This window comes from Hymenobacter sp. BRD67 (assembly GCF_013256425.1).
GTDB lineage: Bacteria > Bacteroidota > Bacteroidia > Cytophagales > Hymenobacteraceae > Hymenobacter.
Genome location: NZ_CP053904.1, coordinates 682,399 through 708,916, shown reverse-complemented (window position 1 = coordinate 708,916; position 26,518 = coordinate 682,399). Strand labels below are relative to the sequence as shown.

General features: G+C 61.3%; 23 protein-coding genes. 14 read left to right on the top strand and 9 right to left on the bottom strand.

All coding sequences use genetic code 11. The features are described from left to right. Nucleotides 1–87: 87 nt before the first annotated feature. Nucleotides 88–1,017, top strand: coding sequence for an MBL fold metallo-hydrolase (locus GKZ67_RS03220; protein ID WP_173241117.1), 930 nt, complete (start codon nt 88–90; stop codon nt 1,015–1,017). 86 nt (nt 1,018–1,103) lie between these two features. Continuing rightward, the gene (locus GKZ67_RS03215; protein WP_173241116.1) at nt 1,104–1,535 is read left to right on the top strand and encodes a hypothetical protein; all 432 of its coding nucleotides are present in this window, start codon (nt 1,104–1,106) and stop codon (nt 1,533–1,535) included. 52 nt (nt 1,536–1,587) lie between these two features. Here GKZ67_RS03215 and GKZ67_RS03210 read toward each other — a convergent pair whose 3' ends face one another. The 6 genes from GKZ67_RS03210 to GKZ67_RS03185 form a co-directional block, all read right to left on the bottom strand. Further along, nucleotides 1,588–2,406 carry a hypothetical protein gene (locus tag GKZ67_RS03210; RefSeq protein ID WP_173241115.1) on the bottom strand — a complete coding sequence of 273 codons (819 nt, stop codon included), beginning with the start codon at nt 2,404–2,406 and terminating at the stop codon, nt 1,588–1,590. Between the two features lie 566 nt (nt 2,407–2,972). After that, entirely contained in the window at nt 2,973–3,617 is a 645-nt protein-coding gene (locus tag GKZ67_RS03205; RefSeq protein WP_173241114.1) for a hypothetical protein, read from the bottom strand. A 14-nt stretch (nt 3,618–3,631) separates the two neighbouring features. Next, nucleotides 3,632–4,606, bottom strand: coding sequence for a hypothetical protein (locus tag GKZ67_RS03200; RefSeq protein WP_173240504.1), 975 nt, complete (start codon nt 4,604–4,606; stop codon nt 3,632–3,634). A gap of 66 nt (nt 4,607–4,672) precedes the next feature. Continuing rightward, complete coding sequence (locus GKZ67_RS03195) at nt 4,673–5,416, bottom strand: hypothetical protein (RefSeq protein ID WP_173241113.1); 744 nt, start codon at nt 5,414–5,416, stop codon at nt 4,673–4,675. A gap of 81 nt (nt 5,417–5,497) precedes the next feature. Continuing rightward, nucleotides 5,498–6,103 carry a hypothetical protein gene (locus tag GKZ67_RS03190; RefSeq protein ID WP_173241112.1) on the bottom strand — a complete coding sequence of 202 codons (606 nt, stop codon included), beginning with the start codon at nt 6,101–6,103 and terminating at the stop codon, nt 5,498–5,500. Nucleotides 6,104–6,383: 280 nt separating this feature from the next. Then, nucleotides 6,384–6,935: a hypothetical protein gene (locus GKZ67_RS03185; protein ID WP_173241111.1), complete on the bottom strand. Its 552-nt coding sequence runs from the start codon at nt 6,933–6,935 to the stop codon at nt 6,384–6,386. Nucleotides 6,936–7,208: 273 nt separating this feature from the next. On the opposite strand from GKZ67_RS03185, the gene GKZ67_RS03180 reads away from it, so the two are divergent. Continuing rightward, complete coding sequence (locus GKZ67_RS03180; protein WP_173241110.1) at nt 7,209–7,976, top strand: LytR/AlgR family response regulator transcription factor; 768 nt, start codon at nt 7,209–7,211, stop codon at nt 7,974–7,976. On the opposite strand, the gene GKZ67_RS03175 is transcribed toward GKZ67_RS03180, so the two are convergent. Continuing rightward, entirely contained in the window at nt 7,973–10,204 is a 2,232-nt protein-coding gene (locus tag GKZ67_RS03175) for a tetratricopeptide repeat protein (protein WP_173241109.1), read from the bottom strand. The genes GKZ67_RS03180 and GKZ67_RS03175 overlap by 4 nt on opposite strands. 184 nt (nt 10,205–10,388) lie before the next feature. Between GKZ67_RS03175 and GKZ67_RS03170 the strand changes: the two genes are divergently transcribed. The 6 genes from GKZ67_RS03170 to GKZ67_RS03145 all read left to right on the top strand — a co-directional run bounded on the left by GKZ67_RS03170 (nt 10,389) and on the right by GKZ67_RS03145 (nt 15,205). Further along, nucleotides 10,389–11,123: a YebC/PmpR family DNA-binding transcriptional regulator gene (locus tag GKZ67_RS03170; RefSeq protein ID WP_173241108.1), complete on the top strand. Its 735-nt coding sequence runs from the start codon at nt 10,389–10,391 to the stop codon at nt 11,121–11,123. A 7-nt stretch (nt 11,124–11,130) separates the two neighbouring features. Then, nucleotides 11,131–11,496, top strand: a complete 366-nt coding sequence (locus GKZ67_RS03165; protein WP_173241107.1) for a hypothetical protein — start codon at nt 11,131–11,133, stop codon at nt 11,494–11,496. A gap of 92 nt (nt 11,497–11,588) precedes the next feature. Continuing rightward, nucleotides 11,589–12,971, top strand: coding sequence for a M20/M25/M40 family metallo-hydrolase (locus GKZ67_RS03160; protein WP_254245033.1), 1,383 nt, complete (start codon nt 11,589–11,591; stop codon nt 12,969–12,971). A gap of 207 nt (nt 12,972–13,178) precedes the next feature. After that, the gene (locus GKZ67_RS03155; RefSeq protein WP_173241106.1) at nt 13,179–13,787 is read left to right on the top strand and encodes a hypothetical protein; all 609 of its coding nucleotides are present in this window, start codon (nt 13,179–13,181) and stop codon (nt 13,785–13,787) included. Between the two features lie 143 nt (nt 13,788–13,930). Further along, nucleotides 13,931–14,356 carry a DUF1810 domain-containing protein gene (locus GKZ67_RS03150; protein ID WP_173241105.1) on the top strand — a complete coding sequence of 142 codons (426 nt, stop codon included), beginning with the start codon at nt 13,931–13,933 and terminating at the stop codon, nt 14,354–14,356. 75 nt (nt 14,357–14,431) lie between these two features. Continuing rightward, nucleotides 14,432–15,205: a slipin family protein gene (locus GKZ67_RS03145; protein ID WP_173241104.1), complete on the top strand. Its 774-nt coding sequence runs from the start codon at nt 14,432–14,434 to the stop codon at nt 15,203–15,205. Between the two features lie 126 nt (nt 15,206–15,331). Here the strand turns inward: GKZ67_RS03145 and GKZ67_RS03140 are convergent, their stop codons facing one another. Continuing rightward, entirely contained in the window at nt 15,332–16,204 is an 873-nt protein-coding gene (locus tag GKZ67_RS03140) for a DUF2911 domain-containing protein (RefSeq protein ID WP_173241103.1), read from the bottom strand. A 108-nt stretch (nt 16,205–16,312) separates the two neighbouring features. Between GKZ67_RS03140 and GKZ67_RS03135 the strand changes: the two genes are divergently transcribed. The 4 genes from GKZ67_RS03135 (at nt 16,313) to GKZ67_RS03120 (ending at nt 23,802) form a co-directional block, all read left to right on the top strand. Next, a complete protein-coding gene (locus GKZ67_RS03135; RefSeq protein ID WP_173241102.1) occupies nt 16,313–17,779 on the top strand; it encodes an SDR family oxidoreductase in 1,467 nt (488 codons plus the stop codon). A gap of 618 nt (nt 17,780–18,397) precedes the next feature. Continuing rightward, nucleotides 18,398–21,052, top strand: coding sequence for an outer membrane beta-barrel protein (locus tag GKZ67_RS03130; RefSeq protein ID WP_173241101.1), 2,655 nt, complete (start codon nt 18,398–18,400; stop codon nt 21,050–21,052). Further along, entirely contained in the window at nt 21,049–21,876 is an 828-nt protein-coding gene (locus GKZ67_RS03125) for a hypothetical protein (RefSeq protein WP_173241100.1), read from the top strand. The genes GKZ67_RS03130 and GKZ67_RS03125 overlap by 4 nt, the downstream gene beginning before the upstream one ends. Before the next feature lie 231 nt (nt 21,877–22,107). After that, a complete protein-coding gene (locus tag GKZ67_RS03120) occupies nt 22,108–23,802 on the top strand; it encodes a M28 family peptidase (RefSeq protein ID WP_173241099.1) in 1,695 nt (564 codons plus the stop codon). 124 nt (nt 23,803–23,926) lie between these two features. On the opposite strand, the gene GKZ67_RS03115 is transcribed toward GKZ67_RS03120, so the two are convergent. Next, nucleotides 23,927–24,790: a transporter gene (locus tag GKZ67_RS03115; protein ID WP_173241098.1), complete on the bottom strand. Its 864-nt coding sequence runs from the start codon at nt 24,788–24,790 to the stop codon at nt 23,927–23,929. 89 nt (nt 24,791–24,879) lie between these two features. On the opposite strand from GKZ67_RS03115, the gene hisS reads away from it, so the two are divergent. Beyond that, nucleotides 24,880–26,328, top strand: a complete 1,449-nt coding sequence (hisS, locus tag GKZ67_RS03110; RefSeq protein WP_173241097.1) for a histidine--tRNA ligase — start codon at nt 24,880–24,882, stop codon at nt 26,326–26,328. Nucleotides 26,329–26,518: the final 190 nt, after the last annotated feature.

Sequence of the window (26,518 nt, the reverse complement as noted above, 5' to 3'; positions counted from 1 at the left end):
GTTTTGGCCGGCAAGCGCACCCCTACTGCGGCCAGAGCCGTATGGCAGGGCAGTACGGTATATTTCCTTGCTTTTACCAGCTTTTTTATGGACCAGGTAGCCGCTGGCGTGCACCAGCTTCGCATCAAACGTTTTGTAAACGTATATTTTATCGAAACCGGCACGCCCGGCGAGTGGGTACTGCTCGATACCGGCCTGCCCGGCTCGGAGAAAGAGATTATCGCGGCGGCCGACCAGCTGTTTTACCCCGGCTCGCGGCCCGAAGCGATTATACTTACCCACGGTCACCTCGACCACCTGGGCTCGGCCAAGGAGCTGGCGCAGCACTGGCAGGTGCCGGTTATCGCGCATCCGCTGGAGCTGCCTTACCTCACGGGCCGGGCGCTGTATCCGCCGCGCGACCCTACCGTAGGCGGCTCGCTGGCCTTTATGAGTCGGTTTTTTCCGACGCAGCTGCCCAATCTGGAAGACGTAGTTGAGGCCCTGCCCCTCGACGATGAGCACCCGCCGCACCTGGCGCAGTGGCGCTGGCTGCACGTGCCGGGCCACGCGCCGGGTCAGATTGCCTTATTTCGCCTGGCCGACCGTACCCTGCTCGGGGCCGATGCCTTTGCCACGACCGACCACGAGTCTATCCCGGCGGTGCTGCTGGGTATTCCCAAAATCAGCGTGGCCGGCGCCCCTTTCAACTACAACTGGCAGCAGTGCCGGCAGTCGGCAGCTACGCTGGCCGACCTGGAGCCGGCGGCCATTGGCTGCGGCCACGGCCCGGTTATCACCGGCCCCGAAGCCGCGGCGGGCCTGCGCCACTTGGCCAATAACTACCAGCTGCCCGCGCAGGGCCGCTACCTGCACGAGCCCGCCCGCACCGACGCCAGCGGCGTCGAGCACCTGCCACCGCCTGTTGAAGACAAGCTGCCCCGGCAAGCGGCTGCCCTGGGCGCCGGCCTGCTGCTGGCCGGCGCTACCTGGCTACTGGTAGGCGGCCGCCGCAAGCGTAAAAAGCCCAGGGTCTAAGTGCCAACAATTAATTTAGGGAGAAACCCCTGCTGCTGCCCGACTTTTGCTCGCCGGATAGCGGCAGGGGTTTCCTTTTTTAGTATATGAAAAATCTAATATTACTGACTGCACTCTTTACATTGCCCGCTCCGGGCTTGCCGGTGGCCTTTTATACTACCTATAGCTACACGGCCTACACCGTGGTCGACCTCACTACCGGCGAGCCGCCGACGAGCGTGCCGGGCGTGGGCGGCACGCTGGCCCTGCGCGCCGATGGCACTTACGATAAGCGCCTGAGCTTGCTTATGGGCGACAGTGGCCCCCGGTTTTTCACGCAGCACGGCAGGTTTACGACCAAAGGCGACAGCATTATCTTCCGCTTTACCGACCTCAAAGGGCCCGACGTGCAGCGGGGCACTTTTCGCTACGTGGCCGCTACGCGGCGGCTCACCATCACCATCGACGGCTATCCCAAAGGCAATAAAGGGGTGTATGAGCTACTGGCGACGAGCAGCTCGCCCAGCCAGAAAAAGTAAGCTTTGCGGGGCCAGTGGCTGGTAAGTCATTCTTACGCAAGCTGCCGGCAGCTCAGTCGTTATCATTCCAGTTGTCGCGGTCGGCCTGGATGCCGGTGAGGAATTTGGTTTGCACTTTAATGCCCTTGAGCGACCCCCGGGCGCGGAAATAATAGCCCATGTAGAGGCTCGGCACCACAAAGACCCAGGCGGCCGGCCCCGGCTGCGAGGGGTCGAGCAGCACCAGCAGGGCCAGCAGCATCCACACAATAGCCAGACCCGCCAGTACTTTGCCGAAGGTGGTGCGCGCAAAAATGCGGGGCCGCTCGGCCGCCAGCCCGCTCGCCAGTGCGGCGGTGCCGGGCACGCTGGCCGCCGCGCCCGGGGCTACTGCGGGCCGGGCCAGCTCCAGGCGGCTAACCAAGGCTTCGGTCCAGTCGTCGAGGCTCAGGAGGCCGGCAGTGGGCTCGCGCAGGCGCTTGCCGAAGCGAAGCTGGGTGCCGCCATGCAGCTGAAGCTCCAGTATCTGATAATACGCTTCCTGGGGCCGCAGGTAGTTGGCAATGCGCGCCAGCGGCAGCTCCTGGGCCGGCTGGCCGGCGGCGGCAGGCTGAATGTGCAGGCTTTCGGGTCGCAGCTCCAGCCGCACCGCGCGGTAGCCGCGGCGCCAGGCCAGGTAGCCTATTGCCAGCAGGGCCAGGGCCAGGGCCAATACACCCGCATTCGGAGCCGCGGTGAGGCTCACCAAGCCGATGACGAAGCCAGCGACCGGCGCCAGCACCATCAGCCAGATATAGCCAATTTTCACTGCGAAAGCTTCGCAGGTGGGGGTGGCCGCGGGGTTGGCAGGCCCTTGGTCAGAAGCGGAGAGAGAAGGCGAAGAAGTGTCCATAGGAGAAGGGATAAGTTTGTAGGAGGCAGTCAATCAGTGATTTCTGGCAGATGAGGGCAGCTGCCTAGCGTAGCTGGCGGCCGAATGATTGGGAGCTGCTCCTTCCGCGATGATACCATTGAAAGAGTACAACCCCAGCGGAATAGCCTTGATACACAGCTTAGTACCAATGGGCACCTGCTGGGTAATGGCTTGCCCCCTGGCCCCGGCGGGCAGCGGGGCCAGGGCATAAGCGTGACGCGCACCGTGGCGCCCGGATAGCGCATCTGCAGCGCTTCTCCGCCGGGGCCATTCCAGCGGCATTCCACTGCCAGGTCGGCTTTGGGACAGTCCGACCACTTCCTGACCAGAGCTGCCCCGCTGGGCGCAAGCCAGCAGCATGGTTATCAGCTGGGTACCCGGCTGGCAGTGAGCTACCTACCCCACCGCTGAGCTGCGCGCCGGCAAAGCAGCTGATACTGATAACGGCATAGTGAAATTTCATACTCAAGTCGTTTGGCAGTGAGCAGATTATAGCGTAGAGGCTTACTTGCAGCGGCTTGGCGCCCCAACCGGTACGGGCCGGCCTAATCGCTGCTATTAGAGCCGATAGTTCTATTTTTCAACCAGATAGTGTAGCCTTTGCCTTCCCGCTCTACGATGAGCTTCTGGGTACCATCCCAGTCTTTGCTGGCAAAAGGGCCGGTTTGCCACTTGACGGTAGCAGTGGCCCGGTCGAAAGCGTAGGTGCCGCCGCCCGCACTTTTTCCACCAGGCAGGAAAAGCTGGTAGTTGCCGCCTGGTTGCAGCAGAAAGTATCCGTTGTAGGCGCCAAAGCTGGTGGCATACACATAAATGAGATACTTGCCCAGGCGAGGGCCATTGGCGGCCAGCGCATCAGCCTTGGCTTGAGTATTGCGGGGCCGAATCCAGTAGCCTTCTACCCAGTCGTCGGGATGCGCATTGTCCTCATAGTGCAGGCGGAACGAAACTTTTGCCGGGCTCACGGCCAGCACCGTAGCCGGGTGGTAGCCATTGGGCCCGGCCTCTACCCGGTCGCCTACGTTCCACACGCGTATCTGGGCCGTGGCGGTCAGCGGGCCTAGCAGCAATGCCAGCACCGCTACAACGTTGAACCAGAGCCAGAGCAGCTGGCTGCTAGCTGCCGACGACAGCAATAATGAGCGCCTGGGAAGTTGGTCGCAACCCGGCTGGGCAGGTTTATAATGCATAAAATGAGAGTCGGCTATAGCCGCTTATAAGCCACGTTATCGAAATAAAACCGCACTACGCGGCCGGTTTTATCGTCCATCTCGAAGGGAAAAGCCACGCCGCGCCGGGTCTGGCCTTGGGCATTGGTGAGGGTGAGCACCCAGCCGCTGAGGCTCCAGCGGCCCGCCCCGGCTCCCGAGGCCCCGGCGTCGTAGGTGGTGTTGCCACCCGTGTCTTTGCCGCTAAAGCTGGAGGCGCTGCCTCCGCTGTAAGTACCATCGGCCCGAAAGGTGAGGTCGCTCGACACTGCCGCGCTGCCGCTGCTGGTGCTTATCGAGTTGCCTCCTTCAAAGGAGCCGGTTAGCTGCTGGGTATTGGCAAATGGCTGCACTCCCAGAAAAATACCCGTGTCCCAGTTGAAGGCATTGCTGTGCACGTCTTCCAGGGCGCTGGTACTCGTGTGGCCATCGGCCCACTTGATAGTGAGCGTGTTGCCAGTTACGGCGTAGCTGCCTCGGCTCACGGCGGGCAGCGCCGCCAGGTCGGCCGCCCCAAAACCGGTGGGGTTCTGGTAGGCCTGCCCGGCCGGCGTGAAGTAGTAAGCCGCCTTTTCCAGCGAGTGGCTGCCAATCCAGTAGCGCGTCATAAAAAACAGGCCCAGCGGCTTGCCTCCCGCTACCCGGCCGGCCAGCGGCGCCGCAATGGCCGCGCCAGCAGGCGCGGCGGCCCGCATCGCCACGCCCACCGGCCGGGCCGCCGGGGCAGGCGCCGCTGCGGCGGCCGGTGGCAGCCCCTCGCCGGTAAGGGCTTTCTTTTTAGCTAATGCCTTTATCATGCCATCTGAGTCATCGACGCTCATGTAGGCAGCATAGGCCTGCTGGTAAGTGGTAGCCGCCGCGGCCCGGTTACCGGCCGCTTCGAGCTGCTGGCCGCGCTGGAAGAGCGCCGCGCCGCTGGCCGCTTGCTGGGCGCGGCTCACCCACGGCAAGCTCAGCAGCGCCGTACACATAAGGGCAAATCGAAAATTGACCATAGCTGTAGCGTTTACAGGTAGAAGCGGGCAGCTGGGCAAGCATTAGCGCAGGCCGGTATTTTTATAGGAGGTGCCGTTGAAGCGAAAAATCTTGGTCTGGTCGGTTTTCTCATCCCAGTCGGTACGGAAGGCTACCCCGCGCGCGGTGCCCCTGGCATCGGTCAGGGTCAGGTACCAGCCGTCGAGCTTCCAGTGGCCCGCCTGCTGAGCCCCCGTCGAGGCAGCATCGGTATTGAAGCTGCTGTTATCGGCGTGGTGCGACTCCGAATGCGAGGCCACGTAGCTGTCGCGGATGAAAGTGCCGTCGGGTTTGAGCGTGAGCGTACGGAACGCCGCCAGCGAGTTGGCATCGACGGTCACGGCCGCGTTGTGGCCCTCGAAGGTGCCGGCCAGCTGCCGGGCGCTGGACAGGGGCGCCACGCACATAAACGAGCCCTCACAGCTAAAGCCCGACGCGTCGGCGTGGTAGTTGCCGGTAGTGGTGGTGCCGTTGGCCCACTTGATGGTCATCTGCTTGCCAGCTACCGCGTAGGTGCCGTGCTGGCCGGGGCCCACGGCCGCCAGCGCCGCGGCCGAAAAATCGGTGGGGTCAACGTACACCTGCCCGGCCGGCGTGAAGTAGTACGTGCGCTGGTTGTTGAAATCGGACGAGCTGACGAAGAAAAAAAGCCCGACGGGCTTGCCGCCGGCCGTGCTGCCCGGCAGCAGGCCGGCGGCACTGGTATCGGTATCCTTACCGCTGCTCGATGAGCAGGCGCCCACGGCCAGAGCGGTACTCAGCAACATCCCCCAGGTCAGTAAAAGGGCAGTGAGGAAAGGCGCGTTATTTTTCATGATGCTCACAGGAAATATATAAAATTTCATATATTACAGGCGCTTGTAGGCCACGTTCTGAAAGTAGAATCGCGTTACCTGCTGGGTTTTATCGTCGGTTTCGACCGGAAAGGCTACGCCGGTGGCTACCTGGCCCTTGGTGTCGGTGAGGGCCAGTACCCAACCATTGAGCTGCCACTTGCCACCGCTACTGCTGGCGCTGCCCACATCAGTAGTGCTCTCCGACGAGCTGGCGCTGGCCGTTACGACCCCACCCTGCGCGTAAGTACCATCGGCACTGAAAGTCAGGTCGTTGGATGCCGACACCCCGCCGCCGCCGAAGCTTACCGAGTTGCCACCCTCGAAGGAGCCGGCCAGTTGCTGGCTACTGTCGAAGGGCTTTACCCCCAGAAAAATACCGGTATCCCAGTTGAAGGCATTGTCGTGGACGTCTTCCAGCTTATTGACACTAGACTGGCCACTGGCCCACTTGATAGTCAGGGTATTGTCATCCACGGCATAGCTACCCCGCTGGCTCGCTGGCGTAGCGGCCAGCGCAGCAGCTGTAAAGCCCGTAGGATTTTGGTAGACCTGGCCATCAGCAGCAAAATAGTAGGCCGACTTTTCGAGCGAACCCGTACCAATCCATAGGCGCGTCATAAAAAACAGTCCGCGTGGTTTGCCCCCGCTACCTCACCGGCCAGCGGACTACCATCGGGGGCGCTTCCGGCGCTGGTGCCGGCACAGCCGGCCACCAGCCCGATTAGCACCCAGGCCAGCACGACCCCTGTCAGGCGCCTCAGAAGCCATCTAATTACAGTTTTTTTCATATTTTTTAGAAGGATTAAGATTGCGGACTTGTGACTTTGCCTGCCCGGTAGCTGGCTGCTTGAGCGGGCCTTGCCAGTGAAATTGACCAGCATAGCCCTATCGCTACTGCTTACCGTACTACCAGCGCCCCTTTGCCGCTGGTGACCACGCGGCGTTGCCCAGCCGACAGGGTACCGTAGTTGCTTCCGAAGCCGAAACCCGGCGTGTTGGCATTGAGGCCAGTGAGGTTGCCGCCACCCGCCGCCACAATATTGCCGCCGCCCGCCGCCACAATGTTGCCACCGCCCGCCGCCACAATATTGCCACCGCCGGCGGCCACAATATTGCCGCCCGCATCGAGTAGCGATGCGGCAAAAACCTGGCTGCCCTGGGCCACGACCATCACTGTATTATTGCCCAGCGAGGCCACGCCAATGCGTAAGCCGCTCTGCTGCACTTGCTTGATGTAGCCCATCAGCTCATCACGGCTGCCCCAGGTGCCATTATTATACAGATGAATGTTGCACTCTCCCGTCTCGCCCTGTCCTACGGGCTTGCGATTATAGACCTGCTGGTAAATCTGCCCAATCCAGGGGTCGCGGCATTGAGCAGCGGCGGTCAGGGCACTGGTCAGGCACAGCAGCAAGGTGAGCCGCAGCGTGTTCAGCGTAAGCGTATACATAAAGCGGAGGGCTAAAAGGGTGAAAGTGAGGTAGGCGCCAGCCCGACAGGGTGCCGGGTGGCTTGCGGATAAAAGTAGTTTTTGGTGCGCCCCGCCGGAAAGAAAGTAGGGCAACCGGCGCTAAAAGTCGATGAAGCGGCGCTGGCGTCGGCCAATACCAGACCGGGGGTTTGAAGAGCGGCGGGCGCAGTGTACCTTGCCGGGGCGCTGGCTACCTTGTTTGCTTTTGGTCAAGGAGTTGGGCGACCCTGAAAACCTGCTTTCTGCTCTCCCATGCTACCTGCCAGCCCGCCATCAGCCCCACCTCTCCGCTGCGCAGTGCTCGACGACGACCCGCTGAGCTGCGACCTGGTAGCCAGCTACGTGGGGCGGGTACCGGCCCTGGCTCTGCACGGCACCTTCGCCCAACCGATGGCAGCCTTCGAGTTTCTCAACCGCACGCCCACCGACTTATTAATCAGCGATATCGAGCTACCCGGCCTAAGCGGCCTGGAGCTGGTGCGCAGCCTGCGCCAGCCGCCGCCGGTACTATTTCTCACTTCGCACCCCGAATACGCGCTGCCCACCTACGAGCTGGACGCAGTCGATTTTTTGGTAAAGCCGCTGACGTTTCCGCGCTTTCTGCGCGCCATCGACAAGGCCTTGCGGCTGCACGCCGGGCAGTCCACGGCCGAGGCCGCGCCCCCGGCCGACGACACCTTTTTTATCCGCACCGAGCAGCAGTTTCTGCGGCTGCGCTGCGCGGAGGTGGCCTATGTCGAGGCTATGGGCGACTTTGTAAAGGTGCACCTGCTCAGCGGAGCCGTGCACGTTACGCTGGTCAGCCTCAAGCATTTCGAAGAGCAGCTTCCAGCTCACTGCTTTCTGCGCACGCACCGCTCGTTTTTGGTAAACGCGACCCACATCAACGCCATTACGGCCGATGAGGTCCGCCTTGGCCTCACCCTCACAGTGCCCCTGGGCCAAAGCTTCCGTGAAGGCGTGCTGGCCAGGGTGGTGCAGCAGCGCCTGGTAAGCCGCCACCCCGGCAGTGGGCGCTAGCGGCCGGCATCTACTACGGCATTTTGCGCGAGCACCGGCCCATTAGCCGATACGGCTGCTTCCGGGGCAGCCGGCAGCAGCAGGTAAAAGTTGGTACCCTTACCTGGCCCGGCACTCTCCACTTCCAGCTCGCCCCCGCTACGCTGCACGTAGTCGCGGCTCAGCACCAGCCCCAGCCCGGCACTTGGGCCCCGGCCCGGCCCGGCGGCCACGCGGCGCGGCAGGCCAGCGGGAGCCAGCGGCTGGCGCGGCGTAGGCTCGGCTAGGCCCTGGCCGGTGTCGGCCACGGCGAGCTGCCAGCTGCCGCCGTGGCGCTCAGCGGCTATCGTTACCCGGCCGCCGGGCGCAAACTTGAGGGCGTTGCTGAGCAGGTTGCGCAGCACGATGCGCACGGCGGCGGGGTCGGCCTGCACCCACTCGTTGCCGTGCAGGGTGTTGCGCAGCGTTAGGCCGGCCGCCTCGGCCGTGGGGCCGAGCAGGCTCATGGCATCTTCTGCGGCGGCAGCCAGCGACAGCGGCTCGGTGCGCACGGGGCCGGCTACGCGCATTTGCAGCGCGGCCCAGCTCAGCAGGTTTTCGAGCAAAACCAGCGTTTGGTCGAGGGTTTGGGTAAGGTGCTGGGTGTACTGGCGCAGGCGCTCGGGCGGCAGCGGCGGGCCGCTCAGCAGCTCGACAAATGTGTGTAGCGAGTGGAGCGGCGCCCGCAAGTCGTGGCCGATAATGGAGAACAGCCGGTCTTTGGTTGCGTTGAGCTCCGTTAGCTCGGCGCGCTGCTTCTCTACCAGGCGATTGCGCCGCCGCAGCTGCCAGGTCAGCCACGTAAGGGCAAGCCCGCCCAGCGCCAGGGCCACCAAGCCGGCTATCAGGCCCCGCACCTGGCGCTGCCGCAGGCGCAGAGTTTCGGTCTGGGCGGCGCTGGTGCGCGCGAGCGCCTGCCGGCGCTCGCGCTCCTGGCTGAGCTGAAAATCGCCCTGCAAGCGGCCAATCTGCTCGGCCTTGGCCTGGCTGAAGAGCGAATCGTTGGCGGCCTGGGCTTGCTCGGTGTAGGCCAGGGCTTGGCGGTAGTCGCCGCTGGCTTTGGCCAGGGTAGCCAGCAGCGCGGCGGCGCTCTGGGCATCGGGCAGGTCGTGAATGCGCCGGGCCAGAGCCAGCGCCTCGCGGGCGTGGGTGGCCGCCAGGGCCGGCTGGCCAGCCTGCTGGTAAGCCCTGGCCAGGCCCGCCAGCGTGGCGGCAATGCTGCTGTTGTCGTCGGCGGCCCGCAGCAGCGCCAGGGCGCGGGTATAGGTAGCAATCGCCTCAGTCCGGCGGCCGGCATCCAGCAGGTAGTTTGCGTAGCTGCCCAGCACCTGGCCCACATCGGCCGGTTCCTTCAGCTGCTCGAAGCCCGCTATCGATTTCTTAAAATAGCTCTCAGCCTCCGGCCGGTGCAGGTGGCTTAGCACAATGGCCAGGTCGTGATACGCCTCGGGCTTGCCCCGAAAATCGGGCACCGCGTCGAGGCGCGGCAGTAACTGCTGGTAGGCCCGCAGCGCCTGGTCATACTCTTTTTGCTTGAGATAAACGTTGCCGATATTGCCCAGCGCATTCACTTCGGTTTGGGCATCGTGGTGCTGGCGGGCCAGCTGCACGGCCTCAAACAGCACCGCCACCGCCCGCGGATAATCGCCCCGATTACTATAGATAGAACCCAGCCCGTTCAGGGCCTGCGCGGTGCGTGGCCAGTCGCCGCGCGCCTCAAAAAAATGCCGGGCCGCCTGCACCGATTCCAGCGCGCAGGCGTAGTCGTCCTGGGCATTGCAAAGGCGGGCGCGGTTGAGCAGCGCCGAGCCCAGCTTGCGGCCCTCGTGCAGCCGCTGCCCCAGCGCAATGGCCGAGTCGAGCAGCACCCGCGCCCGCGGAAAATTCCCCTCGTTCTGGTAGCTCACGCCCAGCGCGCTGAGCGCCCGCACCTGCCCGGTGGCAAAATGCAGCTGCTCGCTCAGGCGCTGCGCGCGCCGCAGGGTGGCGCGCGCCTCGGCATAGCGCCCCAGCTGAGCCAGGTCGAAACCCAGCTCGTTGAGCGTTTGGGCGTGGCTGGTGTCGGCGGGCTCAACGGCCGCGCGGCGGCGCAGACTATCGACTGCGACCTGCGGATTGGGCCGGCCGCCAGCGTGGGCTTTTCCGGCCCATATTCCCCCGCAAAAGGCCAGCGCCAGCGCCAGCTGCTTCCAAGTAATGAGTTGACCCATAATGCCTAGCGTTAGGCGTACAAGGTAGCAGAAAATCTGAGGTTTTGAGCTGTTATTTTGAGGAACGGGCCGGAGCCTTGCCGCCCCCCGGCTGCCCTTGCTAACTTGCGCCCGCATTCGGGCCGCTCCTCCCACCCCGCCGCCTTAATTGCTCATTGCTCACTGTTAATTGATAATTGAAAAGATGGGACGCGCATTTGAATTCCGGAAAGGCCGCAAAATGAAGCGCTGGGACCGGATGTCGAAAGACTTCACCCGCATCGGCAAGGAAATCGTGATGGCCGTGAAAGAAGGCGGCCCCAACCCCGATACCAACGCCCGCCTGCGCACGGCCATGCAAAACGGCAAGGGTGTAAACATGCCCAAAGACCGCGTGGAAGCCGCCATCAAGCGCGCCACCGGTAAGGATGAGAAAGATTACCAGGAAGTGGTGTATGAAGGCTACGGCCCGCACGGCGTGGCCATCGTGGTCGAAACGGCCACCGATAACCCCACCCGCACCGTAAGTAACGTGCGCCTGTACTTCAACCGCAACAACGGGGCACTCGGCACGGCGGGCAGCTCCGACTACACCTTTACCCGAAAGGGCGTATTCAAGCTGGCCGCCGAAGGGCTCGACCGCGACGAGCTGGAGCTGGAGCTGATTGACGCCGGGGCGGAAGACGTGTACGAAACCACCGAGGAAGACGAGCACGGAGCCGAGCATAAGTATATGGTGGTCGAAACGGCTTTCACCGATTTTGGCCAGATGCAGAAAGCTCTGGATACCAAAGGCGTGAACATCGTAAGCGCTACCTTGCAGCGCGTGCCCAACACCACCGTTTCGCTCAACGACGAGCAGGCCGAGGAGGTCGAGAAGCTTATCGACAAGCTGGAGGAAGACGAAGACGTGCAGGCCGTGTACCACACGATGGGATAGAACAACCATGGCCCTGCTCAAACTCATTCCCAACGTCTTCTATGCCGACCTGGCAATTGGCAAGCACCTGTTTATGCAAGGGCTTGGCTTCGAGCTGCGCTACGAGGACCTGGCCAGCGCGCAGCCGCTTTGCATTTTAGCTAAAGACGCGGTGCAGGTGCACCTGCTGCAAAACGCTGCTCTGGCTGCCCTCGACCGCCCCGAGCTGCGCCTCGAAACAGACGACATTCACGGGCTTTTTGCCCAGGTGAAGCAGCGAACTCCGGAGCTCTTGCACCCCAATGGCAACCAGGTAGTACGCAAGCCCTGGGGCTTATGGGAATTTGCCTTGCTTGACGCCTCTACCGTGTGCGTCGTTGTGCAACAACCGTAGCCCGGGCAGGCCAGGTTCACACACTCCTACGCAACTTCCGTTGCCTGACCGGTGCCTATAAAGCGCCGCTAGTCTTGCCCGACTAGCGGCGTTTGTCGTTTCTTGCGATTCCTTATGAAAATTCTACCACTTCTCCCCTGCCTGCTGCCCTTGGCGGCCCTGGCCCAACCCTCCGCCCCCAGCCTGCCCCCGACCCCAACATCCAGCGCTGGGTGAACGAGGTTTCGAGTAAAAACCTCGAAGCCGACGTGCGCAAGCTCGTCAGCTTCGGCACCCGCCATACCCTGAGCGATACCAAGGATAAAAAGCGTGGCATCGGCGCGGCCCGCCAGTACGTGTTCGATGAGTTTAAGAAGTACAGCAAGGCCGGCGGTGGGCGCATGGCTGTCGAGATGGACACCTTCACGCTGAAGGCCGACGGCAAGCGCGTCGATAAAACCACGCTCATGGCCAATGTGCTGGCCACCATTCCCGGCACCGACCCCACAGATACCCGCGTGCTCATCATGAGCGGCCACATCGACTCGCGCGTGACCGACGTGATGAACCGCACCGCCGACGCGCCCGGCGCCAACGACGACGCCAGCGGCGTGGCCGCCGTGATGGAAGTAGCCCGCGTGCTGGCCGGCCAGAAATTCCCCTGCACCATCCGCCTTGTGGCCGTGCAGGGCGAAGAGCAGGGCCTGCTCGGCTCCGACCACCTCGCCAAGCGCGCTAAAAAAGAGGGCTGGAATGTGATAGCGATGCTCAACAACGACATCGTGGGCAACTCGCACGGCTACGACCCCGAAATCACGGATACGCTGCACCTGCGCGTATTCAGCGAGGGCGTGCCGGCCACCGAAACGCCCGAGCAGGCGCGCATCCGCCGTCAGCTCAGCTCCGAAAACGACGCGCCCAGCCGCCAGCTTGCCCGCTACGCCCAAACCGCCGCCCGCCAGTACGTGAGCGCCGGCGGCTACTCGGTGCTGCTGGAGTATCGCCCCGACCGCTTCCTGCGCGGCGGCGACCACACGCCCTTCAATCAGCAGGGCTACGCGGCCGTGCGCTTCACCGAAACGAACGAAAACTTCAATCACCAGCACCAGGACCTGCGCACCGAAAACGGCCTCGTGTACGGCGACAAGACGGAGTTTATGGATTTCCGCTACCTGCGCCGCACCACCCAGGTAAACCTGGCCACCCTGGCCAGCCTGGCGCTGGCCCCCGCCGCCCCGCAAAAAGTGGAAGTGCTCACCGCCAAGCTCACCAACCGCACTGAGCTGCGCTGGCAGGCACCGCAAGGCGGCCCCGCCCCCGCCGGCTACGTGGTGCTGGCCCGCGAAACCAGCGCCCCGCAGTGGCAGCAGCGCTTCCCGGTGAGCGGCACTACCGCCGACCTGGCCATCAGCAAGGATAATTACATTTTTGGCGTAGTAAGTATTGATGCGGCCGGGCACGAGAGTGCGCCCGTGCTGCCAGTGGTGGGGCGGTAGCTATTCGCTGGATTTACTACTTACTCAATCTAGTTATCATTGATTGAAGATGAACGCTTATGGCAAAAAAGAGCGTCATGAATTGACAAGTTCAGCATGACGTTCTTTTTGCAATCGCCTGAAAGACAATTAGTAATAACCTTATACTACAGGTATACACATAAACACTTCAGTGCTCGCTTATAATAGATATTAAATCTATCTTCAATGGATAAGACATTCAAAATCCTACCGAACAAAATACAGTCATTGGTAATACGCGACCTCAAGAAAAGTGGAATCACTGTTTTTATAAGCACAGCCACACCTTTTTTATTTCTTGCTTTTAAAGGCATTCCTCCTATCAAAAATGCATTTATTTTCTTCTTAAGTTTAATAGCACTCATCTCAACTATACTATTTTTCATTTTTTGGCAAACATATAACTTCAAAAAGTTATTTTACGCTAATTACAAGATAATTATTACTAATAATCAAATAAGAAAAATTATTGACTTCAGTAAAAAAGAGTCGTTATTTGGAATAAATAGGATGCTCCTAGAAAATACAAAGCAAATTTATCCACAAAATAATATTGCGATAAATATTAAAGACATAGATAAGATTATCGAAACGGCACATGGGCTACTCATTAAAAGTAAATATGCAAATAATTTTTTTGGCTCAGGGCAGATTCTTATTCCTAAAGAAATAGAGAGCTATGGGGAAATAAACAATATATTGAGCATTCAGATTACCCCAGCTGGCGCGAGTTTAGCCCAGCGTAACTCCAACCTTCCGGGGGAGGCTGTACCTCCCATAGAACGATCCGTTTAAACAGCCTGGCGGCGTGGTGCTGCCTTGCCGCTGGCGCGGCAGTGGAGGTGCAACTTCCACGCGCTAATCGGCACGAGTTACGCTGCGCTAAACTCGCGCCAGGGTTGGACGGTATAATCTGGGAAATAATCTGGCACTGCATTATGGCTACTGAACACAACCTCCAACGCTTTCTCGACGCGCAGGCTACTGACTACGCGGCGGCCCTGGCCGAAATTAAAAATGGCCGCAAGCGCAGCCATTGGATGTGGTATATTTTCCCTCAAATTCAGGGCTTGGGATTTAGCGAGATTTCGAAGCATTACGCAATCAAAGACATAGCCGAGGCGGAAGCTTACTTTCAGCACCCGGTTCTGGGCAGCCGGCTGGTGGAGATTTGCCACGCCTTGCTAGGTCTGGAAGGCACTGATGCGAACCGAATATTCGGCAGCCCCGATGATTTAAAATTGAAATCATCGATGACTTTATTCGCCGCTCTGCCCGATGCGAATCCGGTTTTTCAGGTGGTTTTAGCGAAATTTTTTAAGGGAATAGCCGACGATAAAACCCTGCGTATCCTTGGCAGATAGGCCTAAGCCAGGGCCAGTGTAATAACTTGAAGCTGCGAGCGATACATTCGCCAAACTCTTTAATACAATCTGGTTATGCCGCTGCTCCCGTTGCTTATCGTCGCCGTTGTGCTGCTGGCCATGAGCCTGCGCATTGCTCAGGAATACCAGCGCGCCATTGTGTTTCGGCTGGGGCGCTACACGGGCACGCGCGGGCCGGGCCTCTACTGGCTGATTCCAATTTTAGAGCGCCAGCAAACCATCGACATGCGCACCAAAACCGTGGAGCTGGAGCAACAGGAAACCATTACCAAGGACAGCGTGACCATCAAGGTGAATGCGGTGCTGTGGTTTAAGGTTATTAACCCGGCCGACGCGGTGATTAAGGTGGCCGACTACAACAAGGCGGTGTACCAGCTGTCGGTGACGGCGCTCCGCAACATCATCGGCCAAAATCAGCTCGATGAAGTGCTACGCGAGCGCGCCCACATCAACGGCGCGCTGCTGCAAATAGTAGACGCTGCCACCGAGACCTGGGGCGTGAAGATTGAGCTGGTCGAAATTAAAGATGTCGAGATTCCCGAATCTATGCAGCGGGCAATGGCGCGCGAGGCCGAGGCCATTCGGGAAAAGCGGGCGCGCATCATCAAGGCCGAAGCCGAGCTGGAAGCCAGTATCAAGCTCACGCAGGGCGCGCAGGAGATGGAAAAAAGCCCCTACTCGCTGGAATTGCGCCGCATGCAGATGCTCTCCGAAATCGGCATCGACAACAATACCACGACGGTCATTATGCTGCCTTCTGATTTTTCGGCCGCTGCCAAAAGCTTCTCGCAAATGGTCACCAGCCAGACCGCTACGCCGAAGGAGTAGCGGTCTGGCTGGTGACCATATAAATAGAACGTCATGCTGACCAAGGAAGCATCTCTACCACGCCGTTCAACGATACGGTAGAGATGCTTCCTTCGTCAGCATGACGTTCTTGTCTGAATTGGTAAGCTATTTCTTCCCGCTCACCTCAGCCAGCAATTGCTGATTGAGCCGCGTATATTCAGCTTTTGAGATATCGTTCTTATCTACTTTCACCAGCTCCAGCGACTTGTTGGCGGCTGCCGCGGCTTCTTTATTTTTGCCCTGCTTTTGCAGCAGCTTAGCTTTCCAGTAGTAGCCGTAATATTCGGTGGGGTTGGCCTTAATAAACTCATCGAGCCAGCCCACGGCGGGGTTCAGGTCGGGCTGGTTGGTGTTGTAGTAGTACTGCGCCGCCATTACGTACGGCTTCTTCTCCCCTTTCATGGCCTCCCGAATCTGGGCCAGCACAATAGGGTCGGGGTTGGCGGTAAGCGGCAGGCTCACTTGCGTGCGCTCCCAGGTCAGGGTAAGGTCGGCGGCGGCGGGGCGTAGGTTTTCGAGGCTGAGCGACATACTCTCCTGGGGCGCGGCCAGCTTGCTGGCTTTGGCCGGAATGCGGGCTACATCGAGGCTTTGCTTGTACTCGTAGGCGCCCCACTGCGCGGTATCGCGGTTGAGGATAATCGTCCAGTCAGCTTTGCCCGGAATGGTGAGCAGGGCGTAGGTACCGGCCGGCACGGTCTGGCCCGCCAGCTTCACCTCTTCGCCAAACCGGATTTTGGTGACTGTATTGGCGCCCGTGCGCCACACCTGGCCATACGGCACGAGGCCGCCAAAGGCGCTGCGGCCTCTCAGTGAGGGGCGCGAATAGCTCAGCTCGATAAACGAGGTCGAGAAAGCTTCCCGAGTATGCACACCGGGGCTGGGCTGCGGAATAGTAAGCTTTGTTTGGGCCTGGGCGGCGGGGGCCAGCAGCGCGCTCAAGGCAGCGGTGGCGGCAAAGAAGTAGGCGTATTTCATGGTGGCAAAGATAAGCGGAGCCCCGGCTGGAACCACCGAACAACTACGTCATTGCTAAGTTCTTAGTACAGTACAACGTGTAGCGCCTGTCCCTTTTCCACTCTGCCCATGAAGATACTGCTTACCGGAGCCACCGGCTATATCGGCCAGCGCCTGCTACCCGTGCTGGCCGCGGCGGGCCACGAGGTAGTGTGCCTGGTGCGCGATGCGCGCCGCTTCGCCCTGCCCGATACTATGTCGGAAAGCCTGCGCCCGCAGGTGCAGGTAGTGCAGGCCGACCTGCTCCGGCCTGACTCGCTGGCCGGCCTGCCGCTCGATATAGATGCGGCCTACTACCTGGTGCATTCCATGAGCGGCCACGGCGAAGACTTTTTTCAGCTGGAGCAGACTTCGGCCCGGCACTTTGCCCACTACCTCGACCGCACCGCGGCGCGGCAGGTTATCTACCTCTCCGGCATCACCAACGACCACGACCTGAGCGTACACCTGCGCTCGCGCCAGGCCGTGGAAGACGTACTGGGCGAGGCCCGTGCGGCGCGACTCACGGTACTGCGGGCCAGTATCATCATTGGGTCGGGCTCGGCATCGTTCGAGATTATCCGCGATATTGTGGAGAAGCTGCCGGTGATGATAACGCCGCGCTGGCTCAACTCGCGCTGCCAGCCGCTGGGCATTCGCGACGTGATGTTTTACCTCACGGCCGTGCTCAACAACCCCGACTGTTTTGGCCAACGCTTCGACCTGGGCGGGCCCGACATTCTGACCTACAAGGAGATGCTGCTCGGCCTGGCTGCCCAGCGCGGCTACCGGCGCTGGATACTTACGGTGCCCGTGCTCACACCGCGGCTGTCATCGTGGTGGCTGTACCTGGTTACGAGCACCTCGTTTTCACTGGCCCAAAGCCTGGTCGAAAGCCTGAAGAATGATACCGTGGTCGACCCGGCGCGTAGCATTGCCCGCGTGGTGCCGCACGCCTGCATGAGCTACCGCGAGGCGCTGGCGCTGGCATTTCAGCGCATTGAGCAAAACGAGGTAGTGAGTAGCTGGAGCGATGCCATGAGCAGCGGCACCCTGCGCCAGAACTACATGGATGCCATTCAGATACCTAAAAACGGGATGTTCTTCGACCGGCAGCGGCGCACGTTTACGCGGCCGGTGGCCGAAGTACTGGATAATATCTGGCGCATCGGGGGTGAGCGCGGCTGGTACAAAACCGACTGGCTCTGGCGCATCCGGGGGCTGATGGATAAGCTGGTAGGTGGCGTGGGGCTGCGCCGGGGCCGCCGCTCGCCCAACCACCTGCGGGCCGGCGACCCGCTCGATTTCTGGCGGGTGCTGGTGGCCGACCGTACTGCCCGCCGCCTGCTGCTATATGCTGAGATGAAGCTACCTGGCGAGGCCTGGCTCCAGTTTCGCATCGTCGACAACCCCGACGGCACCCACGCGCTGGAACAGCTGGCCGCCTACCGCCCCCAGGGCCTGGCCGGCCGGCTGTACTGGTATTCCGTGCTGCCGTTTCACGGCATTATCTTCAAAGGCATGATAAAGAACCTGCTGGACTATGAAAAGGAATAGCTGCTTTATATAGTAAATTTACTATATAAAGCAGCTATTAGTCGCCCTATCCTGACTGCCCTGCCGCAACTGCTTTAGCAAGCGTTGCGGCAGGGCAGTTGCGCAAGCGGCCTTTCCCCAGCGCCTTGCCTGCGGGGCCGAGCAACCGCTCAGCCCTGCGCTGCATCTGTCAGGTTTCGGGAAGCAACCTGCAAAAATTACCCTTCACGCCGCGTAACGTTTAGCACTCTGCCCGGTAGTAGGGCTTGCAAGAAGGGTAAAACGGGCAAGCCCCGAGGCACCATAAAAAATATTTTACTTAAAAACCGGCGCCAGGACGCTGTAAACGCAGTGTTGTGAAAATATTTTGAAACAGTACTATGCGAAACAAAGTACCTGTTGTAAGTTTGTTCTATCAAAAGCCAAGTACCACCTTACTACCTACAACCTTGCCGCACCTAGCTGCGGCTGAAAGTAGCTTCCAGCCGCCAACCGGGCCGCTGACTTGGGCCGGAAATAGTACCGGTCACTCTTCCCGACTAGTTCGCTAGTCAGCCTACTTACCCGCTCCGGGGCTTCTGCACCGGGCACCGATTCTTTCACTCACCAGAACTGCAGCTGGTTGGGAACGGACTCGCCATGCCCAAAAAAACCTACTTCTTCGCGCCATTTGCCATGTATTACTCTCTGAAAATCAACGCACTATTCCCGGTCACCAGCTTCGCCTTGCTGCTGATGCTGCCGGCCGGGCTGCACGCTCAGGTCGGGCCGGCCGCCACTCGGGCCACTATCACCGGCACGGCTGTGGATGGCGGGGCCAAAGCGGAGCCGCTGCCTTTTGCCACGGTGCTGCTCCGCCACGCCGGGGCCGCCGATACCAGCTTGGTTGCCAGCGGCCAAACCACCCTGGAAGGCACGTTTGAGCTGCCCAAGATTCCGGCCGGCGCCTACCGCCTTCGGGTATTGGCGCTGGGCTACCAAAGTCTGGCCCAGGCCGTGCGGGTGGCTCCCAGCCAAACCAGCGTAGCCCTGGGCCTGCTCAAGCTGAGCGCTGCCACGCACCAGCTGGCGGAGGTGAAGGTGACGGGTGAGAAAGCCATTGTGCAGCAGGAGCTCGGCAAAACGGTCATCAACGTGGAGAAAGACCTGAGCAGCGTGGGCGGCACCGCCGTGAACGTACTCGAAAACGTGCCCGCCGTGGCCGTGGATGCTACCGGCACAGTGAGCCTGCGCGGCTCAAGCAACCTCACTATTCTGATTGATGGCAAGCCGGCCGGTACCAGCAACAGCGGTCCCGGCCCGCGCCTCGACCAGATTCCGGCTTCGCAGATTGCGCAGGTGGAGGTAATGACCAACCCCTCAGCCAAGTACGATGCCAGCGGGGCGGGCGTTATCAACATCATTACCAAAAAGAACAAGAAAGAAGGCTGGAACGGCCAGGCCGCCCTGGTGGTGGGCAATGGCGACAAATACTCGCCCAGCCTGAGCTTGAGCCGGCACCACGGCAAAGCCACCTGGAACCTGGGCTACGACGGCCGCGACCAGCTTTACCGTACCCGCTCGAACAGCCAGCAAACCGCCCTGCTCACCGATGGCACCACTACCAGCAGCCTCTACACCACCCAGGACGGCACCGGCACCCAGCACAACCGTAACCACAGTCTGAACCTGGGCCTGGACTACGACCTGACCAAGGAGCAAACCCTGAGCGTGAGCGTGCAGCCCCACTGGGAGCATCAGAGCGAGTTCGACAACCAGACCCTGACCCAGCAAACGGTAGGCTCACCCACCGTGACGACGCAGTACGGCCAGCAAATCGCCGACGTAAAGGTGACCGTTCTGGAATCGTCGGCCGACTACCGCCACACCTGGGAAGCCCACAAAGGCCGCGAGCTGACCGCCAACGCGGGCATGGTAAAAATCGATGCCACTATTCCGGTGAGCCAGCTGATAACCGGCAGCGCCCAGCCCGCCGGCTTCCGGCAGGCGCAGCAGGTAAATGCCCAGATTTACTTTGGCCAGGTAGACTACACGCTGCCCAGCGCCGATGGCAAGGGCAAGCTGGAAGTAGGCCTGAAAAACCAGGTGCTGCACAACACCGGCAGCACGGCCATGCTGAAGCCGACTTCGGTTGACCCTGGCGCCGAGTTTCAGCTCGACCCCACCAACTCGTTTGCCTACAATTTTACGCAGGTGATGCCGGCGGCCTACGCTACCTACTCGCAGCAACTGACCCACGGCTGGAGCGCCCAGGGCGGCCTGCGCAGCGAGGGCACCTTTCTAAACGGCGGCGTGGCCAACAGCACGGCGGCGGTAAACCGCCAGTATGTCAGCCTTTTCCCCTCAGCTACGGTGGCCCGCGAGCTGGGTAAGGAGGCCGGCCAGAGCCGCCTGCAATTTAGCTACGCCCGGCGCCTGAACCGGCCCGACTTTATGCAGCAGCTGCCCATCCAGCTCTACCAGGACCCGCGCAACTACCGCCAGGGCAACGCCGCCCTGCTCCCCGAGTTCAGCCACAACCTCGAAGCAGGCCACCAGCTGAACCTGGCCAACGGGGCCAGCATTACGAACACGGTCTTCGCCCGCTTCACCCAGAATGCCATCCAGCGCATCCGCACCATCGACAGCGCCGCCACCCGCACCAATAATGTGGGCGTGGTAACCCGCGAAACCTATGACAACGTGGGCACCACCAACACCTTCGGCCTCGAAACCACCTGGGCCCAGCCCCTGGCCAAGTGGTGGCGCGTGTCGGCTACCGGCTCGGTCTATTACGCCCAGATTGCTGCCAACGCCCTTAACACCGCCAACCGCGCCGCCCTGGCCGGCACGGCCCGGCTAGCCAACAACTTCACGCCCCGCCCGGGCCTCGACGTGCAGCTGACCGGTAACATCCGCTCGGCGGTGCTCACGGCCCAGGGCCGGCAGCTGGCCACCGGCGGCCTCGACCTGGCCCTGCGTCAGCGCCTGTTCAGCGAGCGCGCTGCCCTCACGCTGCGAGTTTCTGACTTGCTCAATACCCAGGTGCGCCGCACCGAAATTGCCACCCCCGAGCTGCAAACCGCGCTCTACAACAAGTTCGAGACCCGTGTGGCGTGGCTAGGCTTCACCTGGTACATCGGCGCCACCAAGGCCAAGCCTGGCCGCATCGACGCGGCCCCAGCAGCGGCGGCGGCTTCGGCGGCTAATTATTTCCAACTACCTGGAATACAACCCTTTTTTGGAGCTTCCCAACGGCTCCCCGGCTTCCTGTTGCCCTTCTTTTTCTTAACTCTTTATTCTTTGCTCACATGAAAACCACCGCTTTGTTGCTCGCCTCCGCGCTTCTGCTGCCCGCTACCGGCGCCTTCGCGCAGTCTTTCGCCTTCACCGCGCCCGAAGCCGACCTGCGTGAGCTGGTGGGCTGCCACTCAGCCGCCAGCCATCCGGCTACACCTGCTGCCGGCACGGTCGTCACCTACTTCGGCGTCGAAACCTCGCACAACACTCAGCACGAGCAGTTTGCCCGGCTGCGGCAGGTAGTTGAAGCCAGCAAGCCCACGCTGGTTTTCTTTGAAAAGCCTGACCTGGGCGTCGATAGCAGCGAATCCCTTACCATTACCCGCCTGGGCGAGTCGGGCTATGCCCGCTACCTGGCCCAGCAGCACGGCGCCAAGGCCGAGCGCCTCGACGACCCGTTAGCCGAATACGACTACCTGCGCGCCCGCCTCGAGCCCTCGCAGCTCAAGCTGTACTACCTGCTACGGGTCGCCCGCCAGTACCAGCTGAGCACCGGGGCGTCACGGGCCCAGGTGCGGCAGGCCATGGCGGCCCTCATCGCCCAAAGCTCATACTGGCTGCCGGGCACCGAGCAAGTGGTGCCGAACGTAGCCGCGCTGCAAGCCACCTACCGCGCGCAGTGCCCCAGCGGCCACTGGGAGCAGGCCGCTATGGCTGGCCCGAGCGGCCGGGCGGCCACCTTTATGGCAGCCATCGAGGCCCAGGTGCGCGAGTACCGTGCCCAGCGCCTGCAACGCCAGGTAGCCGAGGCCCAGGGCGAACGGGTGCTGGTAGTGCTCGACCGGGCGCACCTGCCGGCCGCGCCGGCTACCCTGGCCCAGGCAAAGCCCCGCCGCTAGCCCTACCCGCCCAAAACGTAGCATCTTGCTGCCGCCGGCTGCCTGGCGCGAAGACTTTAGAGGGCAGCAGGTAGCGGCAGGGTGTTGCGTTTTGGGCCTCGGGCGGGCGTTTTACTAAACTTCGTCGCGGCAGCGGGGACGCGTTGTTTCCTTCAATGAGCAAGCGCTGCCCAGCCGGGCGGCTTTACCTTAGCACCCCTACTTTTTTTTCTCACACTACCTTCTTTTCTCATGCGAAAACACTTTTTGCTGGCGGCCGCGCTCGGCCTCTCTACGGCTGTCCTGGCCCAGCCTACGGTACCTGCACCCGCGTCGGGCAAGGTTAAAATCAAGACCAAGCCTGGCCGCAACGCCGCCCCGGCCGATGCGCCGGCTACCGCCGATGCCACCCCCACCGACTGGAGCCTGCCCTACGCCGCCACCATCACGCCCGATGCGCTGAAAGCCGACCTCTCGGTGCTGGCCTCCGATGCTTATGAGGGCCGCGAAACCGGCGCCAAGGGCCAGAAAATGGCCGCCGACTACATCGCCAAAGCCTTTGCGGCCGATGGGCTGGCCGGCCCGGTCAAAGACTCGGACAACCCCTATATTCAACATTTTACTATGAACCGGGTGAGTGTGGACCCGGCGACTTCGGTAGTTATCAAGGGTAAAACCTACGTGCTGGGCAAGGATTTTTATGCCCTGGCAGATGGCAAGTATGCCACGGCCGCGCCGGTCACGCCCACGTTCGTGGGCTACGGCATCGGGGCCGAAGGCTACTCCGACTATGCCGCTGCCGGCAATCTTAAGGGCAAAGACCTGGTGATGCTGCTGGGCGAGCCGCTTACTAAAGCCGGCAAGCCCCTGCTGGCCAAGGGCGACGAGCCCAGCCCCTACGGCACGCCCGGCATGGGCGAGCTGATGGGCCGTGTTCCCAGCCTGCGCACGGCACAGCCGGCCTCCGTGTTTATGATTGAGCCCACGGCCGCCGCCTTTGCCGAAGTGCCGAAGCTGATGAGCCAGATTTTTGGGGAGGAGCAGATGGAGTTTGCCGATGCCAAGCCCCCGCGGGGTCAGAACCTGTTCGTGGTATCGCCCGAGCTGGGTGCGGCGCTGCTCGGCACCACGCCCGCTGGCCTGGCCAAGTACGGGCAAAGCGTAGCCGCCGCCGGCCAGCCCGTAGCCTCGCCCTTCAAGCCCGTCACGGCCACCGTGCACGCGGTGAAAAAGCGCGTGCCCTTCACCACCGAAAACGTGCTGGGCTACCTCGAAGGCAGCGATAAGAAAGATGAAATCGTGGTCATTTCGGCACACTACGACCACCTGGGCATCAAGAACGGCGTGGTCTTCAACGGTGCCGACGACGATGGCTCGGGCACTGTGAGCGTGCTGGCTATGGCCCGCGCCTTTACGCAGGCCAAAAAAGATGGCCACGGCCCGCGCCGCAGCCTCTTGTTCCTGGCCAACGTGGGCGAGGAAGAGGGCCTGCTCGGGTCGCAGTACTACACCGACCACCCCATTTTTCCGCTCGAAAACACGGTTACCGACCTCAACATCGACATGGTGGGCCGCGTGGATAAGGAGCATGAGGGCAAGGGCGACTACGTGTACCTGGTGGGCGACGACAAGCTGTCGTCGGAGTTGCATACGCTCAGCGAGGCTACCAACCAGCAGTACAACCCGGTGGCCCTCGACTATAAATACAACGACCCCGCCGACCCGGAGCACATTTATTACCGCTCAGACCATTACAACTTTGCCAAGCACAAGGTGCCGGTAATTTTTTACACCAGCGGCCTGCACGCCGACTACCACAAGGAAACCGACGACGTGGATAAAATCGATTTCCCGGCCATGGCCCGCCGCGACCAGCTCGTGTTTCACACCGCCTGGGCCCTGGCCCAGCGCGATGCCCGCGTAGTCGTCGATTCGGCCAAGCCGTAGAGCGGGCAGCGTAAGCTTTAGCTTGCTTTTTGTGCCCAATACGGCCGGCTAACCCGCCCCTAGGAAAGCCCCGCTACCAGCAAGGTAGCGGGGCTTTTTGGTGCCCCGGCCAGCTAGCCAGCGCTTACCTTCTGAAGCTGATGCCCAGAAAATATTCCCTGTCTACAGAATGCGTAATGGGCAGGTGGGTCCCAAAATCAAGCTGCACATTGTCCGAGATGTCGAGCTGCGGCCCTACGTTGATGGAGCTGCGCCAGGCGGCCTGTCGTAAGTCCCAGTACCCCACCAGTTCCACAAAGGATTGGAATACTTTCGTAAACTGGTAGTCGGTGGTGAGTGTGGGGGTAAGCTGCACATAGTGCTGGCTCACTGAGCGGTCGTAGTAGAGATGGGCCGCCACCTGGCCGCCCACGCTCCATTTTTGGGTGCATTGAAAAACCGCGGGCATCGTCAGGCCGGGCTCGTAGCCGCCATCGCCCACCAGGCCGCCGGTAGGCAGCTGCACGTAGCCAATGAGGCCCAGGGCCCAGCGGCTGTCGTCATCTCCTACCAGGGTTTGCTTCACGCGCAGGGTGATATCGCCCACGCCGCGCGCCTCTACCGTGGCAGTAGGGTCGGCCGAATCGTAGTTGCGGGTATCAGTATACATATCGAGGGCCACCTGAAAATCGGTGCGGTCGGTGAGGCCCACTTTTGCCAGAAAGTGGTTGCCGTACCAGTCGTGGCCATACGTGGTGCCCTCGCGCCGGGTGAGCAGGCGCAGCACATCGGACTCGTACTGCAAGTGTCCGGCATCAACCGAATAGGGGCTTTCGGTAATGCCGGGGCGGTCGGGCACCATGGGCCGCATCACGGCGCGGGGCGTGGGGTGAAACAGGTTGAACTGCCGCTTATTGGTCAGCGTATCGTTCAGCAGCTTGGCATTTTGGGCGGCCGCCGGGGCGGCCAGGGTCAGCACCAGCGCCAGGCAGGCGTAGAGACGGAGCATCGTAGGAAAGAAAGTTAAAGGAGTGCCCCACATACGTAGCGCTTGCCTCGACAGTCATTGCTGGCTGGCCAAGCTACCTTTGTGGGGTAATGGAAAAACCCAGCATTCCGCAAGGCACCCGCGATTTTGGGCCGGCCCAGGTGGCCCGCCGCCAGCACATTTTCAACGTCATCCGGCGCACGTTCGAAACGTTTGGCTACGCCCCGCTCGAAACCCCGACCCTGGAAAACCTGTCGGTGCTCACCGGCAAATACGGCGACGAGGGCGACCAGCTATTGTTTAAAGTACTGAACTCGGGCAACTTTCTGGTGAAAGAGCGCCGGGGCGAAATCACGCCGCTGGTCACGGCCGCCGACCTCGAAGCCGGCCCCAGGGCAGTGCTGCCCAAAATTGCCGAGAAGGGCCTGCGCTACGACCTCACCGTGCCCTTTGCCCGCTACGTGGCCATGAACCGGGGCACGCTCACCTTCCCCTTCAAACGCTACCAGATGCAGCCCGTGTGGCGCGCCGACCGCCCCCAGCGCGGCCGCTACCGCGAGTTTTACCAATGCGATGCCGACGTGGTAGGTACCGACTCGCTGCTCTGCGAAGCCGAAATAGTGCTGATGATGGCCCAGGTGCTGAATGGCTTAGGGCTGGAAGATTTTACAATTAAAATCAACCACCGGGGCGTGCTGCGCAACATTTACCAGGCTTTGGGCGGCGAGGGCAAGGAAGCGGATTTGTTTGTAGCCATCGACAAGCTCGATAAAATCGAGCGCGACGGCGTGAGCAAGGAATTGCTGGAAAAAGGCTTTTCGGAGCCCACTATCGACACCCTTTTCGCCCTGCTAAGCGTGGAAGGCGACTATGCCGAGAAGCTGGAGCGCCTGCTGGCCGGCTTTGTCACGGCCGGCGTGGAGCCCGACGGCCTGCGCCCTACCGCCACCAGCGAAGACGACGATGATGCTACCTTTTACCGGGGCCTCAACGAGCTGGCTGAGGTGCGCGACCTGCTGCAAGCCAGCGGCTTTCGGCAGTTCGACCGCCTGGAGTTTGACCCCACCCTGGCCCGTGGCCTGAGCTACTACACGGGCTGCATCTTTGAAGTAAAAATCAACAACGTGGCGATGGGCAGCGTGAGCGGCGGCGGACGCTACGACAACCTCACCGGCGCGTTTGGCCTGCCGGGCGTGTCGGGCGTGGGCTTCTCCTTTGGCGTCGACAGGCTCTACGACTGCCTCGAAAGCCTGAATCTGTTTACCGAAACCGGCGAAACGCCCACGAGGGTGCTGCTCACGCACTTCAGCACGGAGGCCGGCCGGGCCGCCCTGCCGCTGCTGGCTGAGCTGCGCGCCGCCGGCATTCCGGCCGAGCTATATCCCGATGCCGGCAAGCTGCAAAAGCAGTTTAAATACGCCGATGCCAAAGGCATTCCGCTGGTGCTGGTGCTGGGCCCCGAGGAGCTGGCCGCCGGCGTGGCCAAGATTAAAATCATGAAAACCGGCGAAGAAAAGACGCTGGCGTTGAGCGAAGTGGTAGCCGCCTTAACGACTTAATTAAAATTTAATTTATAATAGCTTTCATACATATTACTGCCAATGTCTTTTCTCCCATAAGACATTGCTAATTTCAATATTAGATGGATATTTGAACGCTTTATGAAACCATCCGTACCTCTTGTTTCCGGCTGGCTACTTGGCCTCCTAATTGCCGCCCCAGCGCTAGCCCAAAATACCGTTAATGGCC

Bases quoted from the DNA above. Each gene is read 5' to 3' on its own strand.
- GKZ67_RS03220 (WP_173241117.1), top strand. From the start codon at position 88: ATGGACCAGGTAGCCGCTGGCGTGCACCAGCTTCGCATCAAACGTTTT.
- GKZ67_RS03215 (WP_173241116.1), top strand. From the start codon at position 1,104: ATGAAAAATCTAATATTACTGACTGCACTCTTTACATTGCCCGCTCCG.
- GKZ67_RS03210 (WP_173241115.1), bottom strand. From the start codon at position 2,406: ATGGACACTTCTTCGCCTTCTCTCTCCGCTTCTGACCAAGGGCCTGCC.
- GKZ67_RS03205 (WP_173241114.1), bottom strand. From the start codon at position 3,617: ATGCATTATAAACCTGCCCAGCCGGGTTGCGACCAACTTCCCAGGCGC.
- GKZ67_RS03200 (WP_173240504.1), bottom strand. From the start codon at position 4,606: ATGTGTACGGCGCTGCTGAGCTTGCCGTGGGTGAGCCGCGCCCAGCAA.
- GKZ67_RS03195 (WP_173241113.1), bottom strand. From the start codon at position 5,416: ATGTTGCTGAGTACCGCTCTGGCCGTGGGCGCCTGCTCATCGAGCAGC.
- GKZ67_RS03190 (WP_173241112.1), bottom strand. From the start codon at position 6,103: ATGACGCGCCTATGGATTGGTACGGGTTCGCTCGAAAAGTCGGCCTAC.
- GKZ67_RS03185 (WP_173241111.1), bottom strand. From the start codon at position 6,935: ATGTATACGCTTACGCTGAACACGCTGCGGCTCACCTTGCTGCTGTGC.
- GKZ67_RS03180 (WP_173241110.1), top strand. From the start codon at position 7,209: ATGCTACCTGCCAGCCCGCCATCAGCCCCACCTCTCCGCTGCGCAGTG.
- GKZ67_RS03175 (WP_173241109.1), bottom strand. From the start codon at position 10,204: ATGGGTCAACTCATTACTTGGAAGCAGCTGGCGCTGGCGCTGGCCTTT.
- GKZ67_RS03170 (WP_173241108.1), top strand. From the start codon at position 10,389: ATGGGACGCGCATTTGAATTCCGGAAAGGCCGCAAAATGAAGCGCTGG.
- GKZ67_RS03165 (WP_173241107.1), top strand. From the start codon at position 11,131: ATGGCCCTGCTCAAACTCATTCCCAACGTCTTCTATGCCGACCTGGCA.
- GKZ67_RS03155 (WP_173241106.1), top strand. From the start codon at position 13,179: ATGGATAAGACATTCAAAATCCTACCGAACAAAATACAGTCATTGGTA.
- GKZ67_RS03150 (WP_173241105.1), top strand. From the start codon at position 13,931: ATGGCTACTGAACACAACCTCCAACGCTTTCTCGACGCGCAGGCTACT.
- GKZ67_RS03145 (WP_173241104.1), top strand. From the start codon at position 14,432: ATGCCGCTGCTCCCGTTGCTTATCGTCGCCGTTGTGCTGCTGGCCATG.
- GKZ67_RS03140 (WP_173241103.1), bottom strand. From the start codon at position 16,204: ATGAAATACGCCTACTTCTTTGCCGCCACCGCTGCCTTGAGCGCGCTG.
- GKZ67_RS03135 (WP_173241102.1), top strand. From the start codon at position 16,313: ATGAAGATACTGCTTACCGGAGCCACCGGCTATATCGGCCAGCGCCTG.
- GKZ67_RS03130 (WP_173241101.1), top strand. From the start codon at position 18,398: ATGCCCAAAAAAACCTACTTCTTCGCGCCATTTGCCATGTATTACTCT.
- GKZ67_RS03125 (WP_173241100.1), top strand. From the start codon at position 21,049: ATGAAAACCACCGCTTTGTTGCTCGCCTCCGCGCTTCTGCTGCCCGCT.
- GKZ67_RS03120 (WP_173241099.1), top strand. From the start codon at position 22,108: ATGCGAAAACACTTTTTGCTGGCGGCCGCGCTCGGCCTCTCTACGGCT.
- GKZ67_RS03115 (WP_173241098.1), bottom strand. From the start codon at position 24,790: ATGCTCCGTCTCTACGCCTGCCTGGCGCTGGTGCTGACCCTGGCCGCC.
- hisS (WP_173241097.1), top strand. From the start codon at position 24,880: ATGGAAAAACCCAGCATTCCGCAAGGCACCCGCGATTTTGGGCCGGCC.